The sequence below is a fragment of the Halorarum salinum genome, from assembly GCF_013402875.1.
In the GTDB taxonomy this organism is placed as follows: Archaea; Halobacteriota; Halobacteria; order Halobacteriales; family Haloferacaceae; genus Halorarum; species Halorarum salinum.
In genome coordinates this window covers 2,233,375-2,246,511 of record NZ_CP058579.1, presented here as the reverse complement: position 1 = coordinate 2,246,511, position 13,137 = coordinate 2,233,375, and the positions used below count along the sequence as shown (strand labels likewise).

Below are 13,137 nucleotides of genomic sequence, written 5' to 3'. Positions count from 1 at the left end.
AGGGGCGACGTCGGGGCGGCGCGGGTGCGGAGCGTCGCCTACTCGGCGCGCACGTCGTGTTCGAGGACGCCGACGCCCTCGACCTCCACCTCGACGCGGTCGCCGTCCGACAGCGGTCCGACGCCGTCGGGCGTCCCGGTCGCGATCACGTCGCCCGGTTCGAGCGTGAGGTACGTCGTGATCTCCTCGATCAGCGTCGGGACGTCGAAGATGAACTGGTCGCGGCTCCCGTGCTGGCGCTCCTCGCCGTTCACGCGGAGCATCACCGAGGCGTCGGCCGGGACGTGCTCGACGTCCGCGACGACGGGACCGAGCGGCGCGCTGGCGTCGAACGCCTTCCCCCGCACCCAGTTCTGCTCGCGGTTCTGGTCGTCACGGTTCGACACGTCGTCCATGCAGGTGATGCCGTCGACGACGTCCCAGGCGTCCGCGGCGTCGACGTTGCGCGCCTCCTCGCCCACGACGACGGCCAGTTCCGCCTCGTGGTCGATCCGCTCTTTCCCCGCCGGGAGCGGGACGGTCGAGTTCGGCGGGGCGACCGCGTTGGGAGGTTTCAGGAACAGCAGCGGCCGGTCCGGCACCTCGTTGCCGAGCTCCTCGGCGTGGGCGGCGTAGTTCCGGCCGACGCAGACGATCTTGCTCGGGTCGCAGGGCGCGAGCAGGTCGACGTCCGGGTCGTCCACGTCGAAGGTCGTCCCGGCGGCTTCCACGGTACCGTCCTCGTAGCGCCCCGTTCGGATCGCCCCCGACGGGTCGCGGATGCGGGCAGTGCGCATGGGGGAGGGCCGTGTCGTGCCGGGTTAGTCGTTGTGAGTCCGGCGAGGTCGGCCGCGAGAGGCGCGGTCGACGTTCGGCGTGCGGGCGGTCGGAACGCGGTCGTCGATCGGACGGAGATCGGTCGCGAACCTGCCGTGACCGATAGGCCGTCGGGGACGGGAGTGAACGTATGCTCGTACACCTGCACCAGTATCGGGAGGACGACGCGACGGAGTCGGTGCGGGGCGACGGCGAGGTGGCCCCCGACCGCGACGACGAGTCGTACTTCGGAACAGACACCCCCGGCGAGGAGTGGGAACGGACGGAGGTGGGCGGGCGGACGCTCCAGCGGCGCGCCGTGACCCGCGAGGGGGTCACCGCCGTCTCGCTCCCGGATCTGGCGGACCGAGCGGGGACCGACACGCCGGGGACGACGATCCAGCTCCGCGTCGGCGGGGAGAGCGAGTACGTCGAATCGGCCGAACTGGTCGAGGTCACCGACTCGGACCCCGAGCCGACGGCGTGAGAGCCGCCCCGGCGACCGATTTTATGTGCCCGTCGCGCGAACGGTAACCCGTCATGTCGGCAATGGAACTCACCTGGCACGGCCACTCCACGTGGCACGTTTCGATGGACGACACCGACCTGCTCGTCGACCCGTTCTTCGACAACCCGTACACGGACACCGACCCGGAGGAACTCGATCCGGACCACGTGCTGTTGACCCACGGACACGCGGACCACATCGCGGACTGTGATCGGTTCCGCGACGCGCACTTCGTCGGCACGCCCGAACTGACCGGCTACCTCACGGACGAATACGGCGTCGACGACACGACGGGGATGAACCTCGGCGGCACCGTCGAACTCGACGACGCGTTCGTCACGATGGTCCGGGCCGATCACTCGAACGGCCTGGACACGGGATACGGCGCCTCCGGCGGCATGCCCGCCGGCTACGTCGTCTCCGACAAGAGGCCCACCCAGGAGTCCGACCCGGACTCGACGACGTTCTACCACGCTGGCGATACGTCGTTGATGTCCGAGATGCGCGACGTGATCGGGCCGTTCCTCGAACCCGACGCCGTGGCGGTGCCCTGCGGCGACTACTTCACGATGGGGCCGACCCAGGCCGCCATCGCGGTCGACTGGCTCGACGTCGACCACGCGTTTCCGATGCACTACGACACGTTCCCGCCGATCGAGATCGAGACGGACGACTTCGTCCGCGAGGTGAAAGCGACCGGCAGCGACGCCGAGGTCCACGTGCTCGAGGGCGACGAGTCGTTCACGCTGGAGTGAGTTGCTGACCGGTCCGGGACGGGTTCGGTCAGACCCGGCCGGGACGAGTTCGGTCAGTTCCGACCGAAACCACCCGCAGCGGGACGATCCGCGCTACCGCTTCGACAAGGTTTACGCCCTCGGATCGTTTACCGGATGGATGCATCATGACCGACATCGAGACGTCCACCGTCAGCGAGGAGGGCTACGAGAGCACGAGCCAGGTCGGCGACTACGACCTCACCATCGACGCCACCGGGGAGGGCGGCCCCGACCCGAACTCCGTGCTCGTCGCGGACTACGCCTCCTGTTATCTCCCTGCCTTCCGCGTCGGCGCGCAGAAGGAGGGCCACGACGACCTCGGCAGGGTCCAGATCGACGCGGAGGCCGAACTGGACGGGGACGACGACCTCACGGCCATCAGCTTCGACGTCTACGTGGAGGCCGACGTCGACGACGACACGCTCTCGGACGTCGTCGCCCGCGGGGAGGACATCTGCCACGTCCACTCGGCGGTCCGCGAGGGGCTCGAGGCGGACATCACGGCCCACGGCGACGCGTTCTGAGGCGACGCGCGGACGCGCCGCTCCTCACTTTTCGAGCACGGGACGACCACACGAACGGCGGCGGGGCTACTCGGCCCCGCGGTACGCGCGGTACGTCATCGCGCGGCCCTCGATGATGACCACGTCGCGGCCGTCCGGGTTCGGATCCCGGTCGCCGACGCGGCCCTCGGCCTCGTCACGGAAGACGTACGGTGAATCGCGCTCTTCCATGGTAGTCTGTATCACGCTGTCGCATATAAACCTTTGTCAGACGATGACACTCGTAACGGCGTCCCGTCGTGGAAGGCGACGCCGCCACCGTCGAGTGCGGCCTCGTCGAGTGCGCCCCCGGAGCGAGCCCCGGCGGTCCGTCTGGTTCGAACGGGCGTTCACCGGGTTCGAACCTGCGTCCCGCCTCGTCCGTCCCCCCGCGTTCGCGACCCGATTCCAGTCCGCCGGGCCCGACGACGCGGGGGCGTCCCGAAACCGTGAACGGTAACGCGTATGTGTGGTGGGGTCGGAGTCGGCACCGTGACCGCGACGCAGTTGACGCTCGTCCAGATCGACAACTACGGACCCTGGACAGTGACGCCCGAGCCGCGCCGCGAGATGGACCTCCAGACGATGCAGTCGCGGCTGTTCGCCGACCTCGCGCAGTTCGTCGGCTCCCGCGACGGCTACGTGTTCTTCACACGGTTCGACAACATGGTGGCCGTGACGAACGGCCTCGACCTGACCGACCACGAGCTCCTCCAGGAGACGATCCGGAACCGCTACCCCGTCACCGTCAGCCTCGGGGTCGGCGTCGACGACCGGCCGATCGAGGCGCTCGAGACCGCGACCGAGCGCGTCCAGGACGCCGGGAGCGCCCAGTCGGCCGACAGGGCCGAGGTGCTCGCCGGCGAGTTCAACGGCGACGCGGGCGACGACGACGTCCGGATCGCCCACTTCGACGTGAACGACGCCACCGGGAAGTACACCGACAGGCTCAACGAGTTCGACTCGTTCATCCGGATCGAGCAGGGGTACGCGAGCCTCATGCGGTACATGCGCGAGGCCCACGGCGCGCTCTCCTTCTTCGTCGGCGGCGACAACGTCATCTCGGTCTGCCCGGATCTGGGCGTCGAGGAGTACCACGCGGCGATAGAGCACGTCGCCGACGAGGCGGAGGTCCAGTTGAAGGTGGGCGTCGGCCGGGGACCGACTGCCCACGAGGCCGGCATCGCCGCGAAACACGCCCTGGAGGACTGCCGGTACGAGGGGACGCTGGTGGAGTTCGCGTAGGCCGCCGACGCCCGGGCGGACGGCGGTTCGTACGGCCCCCCCGAACGCGTCCCACACGCCCGAGACATTGATTAGGGATCGGTCGAACGCGCCCCTATGGACGTCGACACCGACGAACTCACCTCGTCGCTGACGCCCCGCGAGGAGAACGCCGCGATCAAGTCGTACCAGAACACCGTCTCGGTCGCCTGTCCGGCCTGCGGGGAGCCGTTCGAGGACCTGGTCGTCTGCAAGCAGAACCCGACGAGCCTCGACATCTCGAAGCTGCTCGACCTCTGCGTCGGCGTCGACGACGGGCAGGCGTTCATCTTCACCCACGACGGCTGACCGACGCGTCGGATTCGTCCCGTGTCACGGTCGAGCCCGCCGGTCGACGGGGTCGGCAAGCGATTAGAACGACTCCGACTCGCTCAGACCGGTCCCCTCGCGCGTGTCGTTCGACACGCCGCGGTCGGAGTAGCGCAGGCGGCCGACGGACTCGCCCGGCATCTGGCTCAACGCCATCTCGCGCACCTCGTCGATGGACCCGAAGGTGTCCTCCCCCATCGGTTCGAACAGGTCCGCGATCGTGATCGGGCCGACGTTCGTGCGCCCGAACTCGCGGTCGCCGTAGCGTTCGACCAGTTCGTCGTTCGTGACCGGGAACGAGAGCCCCTCGAGGACCTGGTTTATCTCGGCGAAGTCGACGCCCTCCTCCCTGTCGGTGTCACCGGTGGCCATGGTCGACGTACGGTCGAGCGGGGGAAACCGGTTTCCGCCAGTCGGTGACCAGTCGGCGGCGCGTTTGCGGGGTCTTCGACGGGGGTGATCGCGGGACCGGCCCGACCGTCGTCACGTCCCGTTCTGCTCGGTCGGCTCAGGTTCGGTGGTCGACTGCGTGGCAGCACTGCGCCGCCGTCGTCCGGTGAGATAGCGATACACGGGATAGACGTAATCTTCCACCGGGCCGTGGACGCCGCGCGGACTCGCGTAGACGAGGACGGGCACGTCGGCGCCTCCGGCGAGTTCGATCACCCTGTCCGGCGTGCTTCCGAACACCCATCGGCGGAGCCGTCGCGTCCGGGTCGCGCCGATGAGGAGGATCCCGCCGTTTCGAGCGGCGGTCTCCACCAGCCCTTCAGCGACGGTCGAGGCAGTGACCTCGTGGATTCGGACGGACGGCGCCTCCGAGAGCTCCGCGGTCGTCGCCTCGACGTCCTCGGGACTGCCGTGACCGCCGCCCGGGTCGACGTTGATCACGTGCAGGTCCGCCCCCTCCCGTCCCATGCGCTCGACCAGCGGCAGCAGGTCCAGATGGTGGGGGCCGCCGCCGGCGCCGACGTTGACGACGTCGAGTCCGGTCGGATCCGTGATGCCGCTGGCGAACAGAACGCCACAGGGTGCTCTGTACTCGACCCGTTCGGCGACTCGGGTGTGCTTCTCGGGGTAGCCCATGAGGATCAGGTCCGCTCCGTCGTTTCTGGCGGTCTGGAGGATGTCGAAGGCGACGTCCTGGGAGACGTGGCCTTCGACGGTGTACTCGACGTCGATCCCCTCGGCGTCGAGCAGCTCCTGGATGCGATCGGCGCGCCCCCGAGCGGTGTCCACGACCGCCTCGAAGGGCGTCTGTTCGGGGACGTGCGTGACGTTGACGACCTGAACGAGCGGGTCGTCGCTCCGGAGCGATCCGAGCGTCGCCGCCAGTTTGACGTACCGCGGCGCGCGCTCCGGCCGAGCGACGGCGACGAGGATGCGGTGACGTCCCTGGTCGACGGTCGACGCGGCGGCCTCGTCCCCGCCGGTCACAGCCGACGGACCGGTCGGCGGCACCACCTCCTCGTACAGTTCCCTGACGTCCGGCGCACCGCCCCAGACGAGGTAGGACGCGAGGAGCAGGAGGACGAACAGCAGGCCGACGACGACGCCCTTGACCGGGAGGTTGTAGATGAGCGCCAGGTTCGCGACGACCCCGAGCGCCGGCACCAGGGGCACGCCCGGTACGCGAAAGCCCCGTTCGACGCCGGGATGGCGCCGACGGGAGTAGATGAGCGCGACGTTGACGACCGAGAGCGGCAACAGGAGGTTCAGCGTGGCGAACCCGGTCAGAACAGTCAGCCCGAGCTCCGTCACCGTGAGCGCGCCGACGGCGGGGACCGGCACCGTGACGTCGAACGGGATCGGCCCGCCCTCGGCCGGGAACACGCCGATGAAGAGCACGATCAGGCCGACGATGGTCCCGGTCGCGGTCACCACGCTCCAGAACGGCGTGTTGTACTCGGGGTGGATGCGCGAGAACGGCCGAGGAGCCTGTCCCTGGCGGCCCATCAACGAGCCGATCCCGCTTGCCGCGAGGATGCTCGCGTTCGAGGCGCTGACCATGCTGAAGACGGCGCCGGCCACGATGAGGCTCCGACCGATCGGGCCGAGGAAGCCCGCGGCGACCCGCCCCATCGCCGTTTCGCCCTCCTCGGCGATGACCTCGGCGGGGACGGGCGAGTTGACCATCGCGACGATGACCAGCGCGTACAGGACGGTGACGGTGAGGATGCTCGCCGCGATGGCCCTCGGAACCGTCCGTCTCGGCTCGATGATCTCGCCGGCGCTGGCCGCGATGGCGGAGAAGCCGAAGAACGTGATGAACGCGAGCGCGGCGACGGCGACGATGCCGACGACGTCAGTCGAGAACCCGGCGGCGAACGTCCCTCCCGCGGCCACCGGTCCGCGGTACGCGAACGCCCCGCCGATGAACGCGAGGAGGACCGCGACCTTCGCCCCCGTGACCAGCAGCTGGAAGGTGCCGCTCTCCTCGGTCCCCCTGGCGTTGAGCGTCCCGAGGAGGAGCGCAGCGAGCACGCCCGTCGTCCCGTGGGGAAGGAAGTGGAGCGGTTCGGGGACGATGAACCGAAAGAACCACTCGTCCATCGTGGCGAGGTAGAACGCGGTCGTCCCGGTGTAGCCGAGAAACAGCATCGCGCCGACGGTGTATTCGAGCGTGTCGTTCTCGAAGGTTCGCGAGGAGAAGAGGTAGCCGCCGCCGTTCTCGGAGTAGATGGACGCGAACTCCGAGTAGGAGGCCGCGGTCAATCCCGCGACGACGGCGGCGATGACGAACGCAATGACGGCGCTACTGCCGATTTGAGCGACGGCCGTCCCGGACAGCGAGAAGATGCCCGCCGCGATCATCGTCCCCAGCCCGATCGCGAAAGCGACCTTGAACCCCAGCGTTCGCGTGTGCTCTACCATCCGCGTGTATGCTCCTTGCTCTCGACAATAAACGCGGTGCCTGTACGCGACTGCTCGGCCCGGGTCGCGACGCCATCGAGGGCACGGTAGTGGAGATCCCCTCGCCGATCCACGTCGACCTCGTTTGCGCAGGACGGGTTCTGCCTCGAGGCTAACGAGTGGGGGCGGTAACGAAAGGAAGACCGAACACGCTGCCCGTTTCAACGACGGCCCAGCAACCGTTCCCGAACGGACCGTGAAGACGGTCGCTCCGTCAGCAACACCGGCGTCTCGAGCCTCTCGATCGAATCGAACACGAGCGATCCACGAACGATGCGCGACAGCAGGCCCCGCTCCGTCGCTCCGACGATCACCAAACCGTACCCGGCACCGAACCGTCCGATCGTCGCCTCCACCTCCCCCGTTTCGACGAGCAGTTCCGCGTCGCCCAACTGATGGCTCTCGGCCCACTCGGACAGGAACTCGCGGCCAGCCGCCGTTTCGTCCGCATCGACGACGTGTAGCAGTGAGACGTCCACGCCGACGGTCTCCTGCAACGCGCGGGCGACCTCCGCGGAGAGGTCGGACGAAGGTCCCCCGGCAGTGGGAACGAGCACGTCGGAGAGATCGAGGTCCTGACCGTCCAACACGAGGAAGTCACACGGGAGATCGTGCGTCAGTTCGTCCAGCGACCCCTCGGCACGTCCGCCCGCGAACTGCGCGCCGCCGTAGCCCATCACGACGGTGTCGGCTTCGTTCGACCGCGCGGCGTCGATCACCTCCCCGATTCCCCGATGTGAGAGAACGGTTTTCGTGTCGATGGGAACCTCGAACGCCTCCGCGTCCGCTTTCGCGGCCGCGAGAAGTCGCTCGGAGGTGGTGTCGATCGCCGCCCTGTTCTCCGCGGCGGTGGCCAGCGACGTCTGATCGGGGACCGTGACGACGTGGGTCGCGAGCACCCGTCCGCCCCGGTGCTTCGCGAGCGCGGCGGCGAGCGTGACGAGGGCACTTTCGGTCCGTGGATTCGCCAGCGCGACCATGATCGTCGGTCCCTCGTTCCCGGTCGGTGCGACCGCATCGGTGGCATCGACGACCCGTCCCGGTAGCTCCCCCTCGCGACTCAGAACGTAGTTCGAGAGCACGCCCCGCTGGGGCGTTTCGGTCCGAGCGTACAGGAAGTACCAGAGCACGGCAGCGACCACGAACCCGGCCGAGAGCGCGATCTCCCGCTCGTCCATGAACGCGACGAGTCCGAGCGACAGCGTCGCGCCGACGATCGGCGTGAACGGGTAGAACGGCACGGTGAACTCCGGATCGTACCCGGGAACGTCCGCCTCCCGGAAGACGATCAGCGCGACGTTCATGAGCGCGTACACGATGAGGTGGAGCACGCTGGCCGCCTTCGCAAGTACCTCGATGTCCCGTCCCAGGAACGCGATGAACGCGACGATGAGCCCGCCGGTGACGAGAATCGACCGGTAGGGCGTCGCGTAGTTCGGGTGGATCTCGTTGAGCCAGTTGGTGACGATCCTGTCACGCCCCATCGCGAAGTTGATGCGGGCCGACGCGAGGATGGAGGCGTTCGCCGAGGACGCCGTCGCGAGCAGCGCGCCGAGAGTCATCACGCCGGCGGCCGCGGCGGCGACCCCGTCGATCGAACCGACGGACGAGGGGAACGACACCCGAGCCGCCTGCGCGACCGGCGCGTCCCGGCTCAGCTCGGGCCACGGGATCACCCCGAGCATCGTCGTCACGAGAACGGCATAGATGACGGTGACGATGCCGACGCTCCCGATGATCGCGATGGGGAGGTTCCGACCCGGGTTCTTCAGCTCCTCGGCGACCGTCGCGATCTTCGCGTACCCCAGGAAGGAGACGAACACGAGCGCAGTCGCCGGCAGGATCGCGCCGGTTCCGTACGGCGCGAGACCGTCGGCCCCGGCGAGCGTCGCATAGTCGAACGAGAGAAAGCCCGCGAAGGCGAACGCCGTGAGGATCGAGAGCAGCACGAACACGATGACCGTCTGGACGCCGCCGGTCTCCTTGGCCCCGACGTAGTTGATCGCGACGAAGACGGATCCGGCGAGGAGGGCGCCCAGCTGGATCGGGTTGAGAAACGCCACCTCCGGTAACGATACGAAGACGGCGAGATACTGCCCGAAGCCGATGCAGTAGAACGCCGAGGCGAACGCGAGCCCCATCCAGTCGCCCATCCCGGCGATCGAGCCGAACAGCGGCCCGAGCGACCTGTTGATGTAGTAGTACCCGCCGCCGGCCTTCGGCATCGCCGTCCCGAGTTCCGAGACGGAGAGCGCGTTCACCATCGCGATGAGGCCACCGACGACGAACGACACGACGACGATCGGCCCCGCCGCGTTCGCGGCGACGCCGGGCAGGACGAAGATGCCGGCGCCGATCATCGTGCCGATGCCGATCGTCATCGCCGACACCAGGCCCAGGTCTTTGGCGAGTTCCTCGTCAGTCATCGGCGGTTCACCCCGAGTGGGAACTCACTGGCTCGCGTCGCTGAACGACCGGTCATGGACGGTCAGGCGTCCTCTTGCTGGGGGAGTGTGATCACCGGAATCTCGGGTTCGGTGACGAGGCGGGACGCCGTATCGCCGGAGATGATGCGGAGGAGGCGACTTCCACCACGGGGGCGGAAGGCGATGGCGGTGGCGCCGATCTCCGCCGCCTCCCGAAACAGCGTCTCGACGACGTCGGTTCCGTACGCGACCCGCGTCTCGACGGGAACGGAGTCGCCGAGTGCCGCGTCCACGACACCGAGGAACGTCGCGGCGTCCTCCTGTCGCTTCTCCAGGGGCGCCTTGTCCATCGCGCCCCCCGCCTTCTCGATGACGTGGACCGCCGTGACGCGGCCGACGTCGTCGAGAAACGGCTCCAGCGCCGCGCACGTCGCCTCCGCGTCCTCCTCGCTCGCGATCGGAACGAGGAGGTGGTCGAACGGCGTCATTGCCGGTTCACCGTCCCCCGCGGTCCCGAAGGGACGGTCCCTCCGGAGGGTTCGGCCGACCTCGCCGGTCCGTCTCCGCTCCGTTCCCCCGAACGACGCCTCGGGGATTCGATGCTGCCGTCCGGATGTGCCGACGGCGGGAGTCCATACCCGGGGTCTCCGGCCGATTCATATAAAGATGGCGTACTGAATGTTTGATCCGAAATCATTCCGGGTAATTTTGCGGATGGAGAAATGGGACGGGGAAGGTACTGCTCTTCGAGAAATCGTTCGACGCCAGCGTGAAGTCGTGGTGACCACGGAGAGCCGCCTGCAGCACCGACTCGACGAGGTCGACCGGCACGGCATCCACGCGCTGATGGCGGGCGCCCGCCGTTCGGGCGGACGGCTTCCACGCCCTCCGCATGGTGGTGGACCCCGACGCCTTCGAGTGCGCCGTTCTCCGCGGCCTCGGACACCGGCTACATCCTCCAGCACGTCGGCGCGGTCGTCTCATCGGTGTGTTCTCCCGCGGGGGCACGCACACGCTGACGTGCAGCCGGCGTCGCGACGTCGCCGATGTTCCGAATCCGGAATGTCGACAGGTCGCCAGCACGGAGTTCCGGTCGCCGAGAAGAGACGGTTCCGGTACACGAACGATCCGTTCGAGATGTAATAGAGATGACCGTGAGGATTTGTGCGTCGCGACCGAACGGTCCCGCGTGAACCAGTCCGACACCAGCCCACGATCGGAGTCGGAATCAGGCGTCGAAACCGCGCGGGCCGCGGCGAAAATCGGCCGCGAGTACATCTCGAAGGTAGCGCCGTATCTCCGCCGCGGCGTCGAATCGGGCGCGGTGACGGCGATCATCGGCGGAACGGGCCTCCTCGGCGGGCTCCGAGCGTTCCTGGGCGGCGAGCGCAGGCGCGGGTTCGCCAGGCTCGCCTTCGGAGCTGCGTTCCTGACGGCCGCGCTCGCCCAGCGGCGGTCCCGCAGCCGCGGCAGGGAGTCGGCCGTCGAGGAAACCGACGTGGTCGACACCGGCCCTGACATAGAGGCGGTCGCCGACGAGGCCGGCGGCGTCGGCGAGGAGGACCACGCCGCCGGCGAAGCGGCCGCGGAGGTCACGGACACGTCCCCGGACGTCGAGGACGTGGGGTCCGGGCTCGAGTCCGAACCCGGTACCGACGTCGGGTCGACATCGATTGATCAGCGCGAGGTCGTCGACACCGGCGTCGATGGCGACGACCTGACGGGGGAAACCGAGCGTGAAACAGGAGACGCCGGTGGCAAGGGAACCGCGAGCGACGAGACGACGGCGGGCGCGGAGAGCACTGGCGCCGGCGCCGGCGCCGAGACCGAGGACGTCGATCGCCTGGGCGAGGCGGCCTTCGACAGGCAGAGCCGAGAGGTCCCGGCGCCACAGCGGGCGTTCAACCAGGGCTTTCTGGCGCACTCGGCCGAGGCGTTCTGGGGAATCCGCACGCGCGACGACGCAACGCTGGTCTCCCAGGACTACGACGCCATCGAGGGGCGCGACGGGGTGCGGTACGTCGCTAGCAGCGAGATCGGCGAGGACGTCCGCGAACTGCCGATCCCCGACGCCGTCCTCGACCACTGGGACGAGGTGATCGGCGGCGGCACCGCCGTCACCGGGGGCGACGGCATCCTGTTCGTCACTACCGACGATCTCGCGGCCGACGGCCTGTTGCGCGTCCTCCCCGCGGAGTGGGCCGACGACGTGTCCGGGTGAGCCAGGTACGACCTCGAGAGCCGTTCCATCCGACCCTCTCGTTCAGGTGACTCGGTTTCGGCACGTATGGGGTGGCGGGTTCGGGAACCCCTGCGTGAGAGCGGGGGAAACGCCACCTGTTCGGAGCCGAAGGAACGGTTGAACGGAGATCTTCACCTGTACGACTAGCTCGATGGGCCATGATCATCACATTTGCATCAAGTATTGAAGCCCGATTTGACCCTCGTTTCCAGAGGGTCCCGTCGAAGGATCTGAGCTGTGAATCTACCGAGTTCGGCTGTCGCTCAGTACATAAATGGAGTGGGTCGGAGGACGATTCTCGTGACGGAATTCTTACTATATAGCCAGTTTGAGGTCTTCTGAGCATGGTCAGGAATCCTCCTCTTCTGCCCCCAGATCCGTCGGGTGGAGATGCTCCTCGATGTCGATCACCTCGGTCTCCGAACGACGGCGTTCGAGCTCGTCGTCGAAGTCGGGGTCGTCGTAGTACCGCCGGATGACCTGCGGAGTCGCCGCCACCCGCGCAGCGACGGTATCCTCGTCGAAGCCGAGATTCCGCTGCCACGTGATCGACCCGTGGCGAATCGCATGCGGACCACGCGTCGACGGGCACTTGCTAGCTTGGTCACGGGGAACGTATTCGCAGTTCGGCCGCCGGTTGCCGTGCGGCACTCGACGGCCATGCACGGCTGTGTCGTCAGGTACATCCAGCTTCGAATCGTGTTGAGCGTCGGCCGTCCCCGCCGACTGGTGAACAGCGGCGCGCGCCCGTGCTCGTCACGCTTGTTGATGCGCTCACGAGCGATGAAGAGCTCGAGAACCTTCCGCGGTTTCTCCGAGAGCACGACGTTCCGCTCGTGCTCGTTGCCGCTCTTCAGCCGCGTCCCGGTGTCGGGGCGGTTCCGGAACTTCAGGACGCCGTCCTCGTAGTCGTCGATATCCAGCCCGCGGACCGCGGACGACCGGCACCCGACGTGCCAGAAGATCTCCAGCATCGCGTGCCGGCGGGTTCCGCGCCACGCGGTGCTGTTCCGATAGAACGCGAGGAGGTCGCGGGCGTCCGACGGCGCGAGCTGCTGGTCGGAGGACTCCTCCTCGTCCGTGGTCTTGATGGTGTCAATCGCGAGGTGAAGGCCGAGGTGACCAGGAACACGGCGTCGCGAGGGAGCGTCTGCTCGTCCCGTTGGTCGTAGAGTTTACTGAATTCCGCGTCGACTTCCTGCCAGCTCGCCGCGCAGCTTTGGCACCAGAAGTGATTGTTCGTCGGTTCCCAGTTGCGATGTCCCTGTGGGCAGACGTACCGCCAGCGATCGGTTTCGTTATCGAGGTTGATGGTAACTCGCCTCGATTTGCTCTCGGGCAT

General features: G+C 68.0%; 14 protein-coding genes. 7 read left to right on the top strand and 7 right to left on the bottom strand.

Going from position 1 to position 13,137, the window contains the following annotated elements; genetic code table 11:
• Positions 1–38: 38 nt before the first annotated feature.
• Positions 39–776 (bottom strand): fumarylacetoacetate hydrolase family protein, encoded by a 738-nt coding sequence (locus HUG12_RS11055; protein ID WP_179268821.1) that lies wholly within the window; start codon positions 774–776, stop codon positions 39–41.
• A 170-nt stretch (positions 777–946) separates the two neighbouring features.
• Between HUG12_RS11055 and HUG12_RS11050 the strand changes: the two genes are divergently transcribed.
• The 3 genes from HUG12_RS11050 (at position 947) to HUG12_RS11040 (ending at position 2,603) form a co-directional block, all read left to right on the top strand.
• The gene (locus HUG12_RS11050) at positions 947–1,282 is read left to right on the top strand and encodes a hypothetical protein (protein ID WP_179268820.1); all 336 of its coding nucleotides are present in this window, start codon (positions 947–949) and stop codon (positions 1,280–1,282) included.
• A 62-nt stretch (positions 1,283–1,344) separates the two neighbouring features.
• Positions 1,345–2,058, top strand: coding sequence for a metal-dependent hydrolase (locus HUG12_RS11045; protein ID WP_179270628.1), 714 nt, complete (start codon positions 1,345–1,347; stop codon positions 2,056–2,058).
• 146 nt (positions 2,059–2,204) lie between these two features.
• Positions 2,205–2,603: an OsmC family protein gene (locus HUG12_RS11040; protein ID WP_179268819.1), complete on the top strand. Its 399-nt coding sequence runs from the start codon at positions 2,205–2,207 to the stop codon at positions 2,601–2,603.
• 66 nt (positions 2,604–2,669) lie between these two features.
• Here the strand turns inward: HUG12_RS11040 and HUG12_RS11035 are convergent, their stop codons facing one another.
• Positions 2,670–2,813: a hypothetical protein gene (locus HUG12_RS11035; RefSeq protein ID WP_179268818.1), complete on the bottom strand. Its 144-nt coding sequence runs from the start codon at positions 2,811–2,813 to the stop codon at positions 2,670–2,672.
• Positions 2,814–3,113: 300 nt separating this feature from the next.
• Here HUG12_RS11035 and HUG12_RS11030 point away from each other — a divergent pair, with 300 nt between their 5' ends.
• Entirely contained in the window at positions 3,114–3,866 is a 753-nt protein-coding gene (locus HUG12_RS11030; RefSeq protein ID WP_179268817.1) for a GTP cyclohydrolase IIa, read from the top strand.
• A gap of 96 nt (positions 3,867–3,962) precedes the next feature.
• Positions 3,963–4,193, top strand: a complete 231-nt coding sequence (locus HUG12_RS11025) for a DUF7385 family protein (protein ID WP_179268816.1) — start codon at positions 3,963–3,965, stop codon at positions 4,191–4,193.
• A 63-nt stretch (positions 4,194–4,256) separates the two neighbouring features.
• Here the strand turns inward: HUG12_RS11025 and HUG12_RS11020 are convergent, their stop codons facing one another.
• From HUG12_RS11020 to HUG12_RS11005, 4 genes are all read right to left on the bottom strand, one after another.
• Positions 4,257–4,586 carry a DUF5789 family protein gene (locus HUG12_RS11020; RefSeq protein WP_179268815.1) on the bottom strand — a complete coding sequence of 110 codons (330 nt, stop codon included), beginning with the start codon at positions 4,584–4,586 and terminating at the stop codon, positions 4,257–4,259.
• Positions 4,587–4,697: 111 nt separating this feature from the next.
• Positions 4,698–7,088 carry an amino acid permease gene (locus HUG12_RS11015; RefSeq protein ID WP_179268814.1) on the bottom strand — a complete coding sequence of 797 codons (2,391 nt, stop codon included), beginning with the start codon at positions 7,086–7,088 and terminating at the stop codon, positions 4,698–4,700.
• A 200-nt stretch (positions 7,089–7,288) separates the two neighbouring features.
• Entirely contained in the window at positions 7,289–9,553 is a 2,265-nt protein-coding gene (locus HUG12_RS11010) for an amino acid permease (protein ID WP_179268813.1), read from the bottom strand.
• A gap of 62 nt (positions 9,554–9,615) precedes the next feature.
• Positions 9,616–10,041, bottom strand: a complete 426-nt coding sequence (locus tag HUG12_RS11005) for a universal stress protein (RefSeq protein WP_179268812.1) — start codon at positions 10,039–10,041, stop codon at positions 9,616–9,618.
• Between the two features lie 701 nt (positions 10,042–10,742).
• Here HUG12_RS11005 and HUG12_RS11000 point away from each other — a divergent pair.
• The gene (locus HUG12_RS11000) at positions 10,743–11,774 is read left to right on the top strand and encodes a hypothetical protein (RefSeq protein WP_179268811.1); all 1,032 of its coding nucleotides are present in this window, start codon (positions 10,743–10,745) and stop codon (positions 11,772–11,774) included.
• A 369-nt stretch (positions 11,775–12,143) separates the two neighbouring features.
• Here the strand turns inward: HUG12_RS11000 and HUG12_RS10995 are convergent, their stop codons facing one another.
• Positions 12,144–12,446, bottom strand: a complete 303-nt coding sequence (locus HUG12_RS10995; protein ID WP_179268810.1) for a hypothetical protein — start codon at positions 12,444–12,446, stop codon at positions 12,144–12,146.
• A 98-nt stretch (positions 12,447–12,544) separates the two neighbouring features.
• On the opposite strand from HUG12_RS10995, the gene HUG12_RS10990 reads away from it, so the two are divergent.
• On the top strand, positions 12,545–12,967 hold the full coding sequence (locus tag HUG12_RS10990) for a hypothetical protein (RefSeq protein ID WP_179268809.1): 423 nt from the start codon (positions 12,545–12,547) through the stop codon (positions 12,965–12,967).
• The last annotated feature ends 170 nt before the right edge of the window (positions 12,968–13,137 follow it).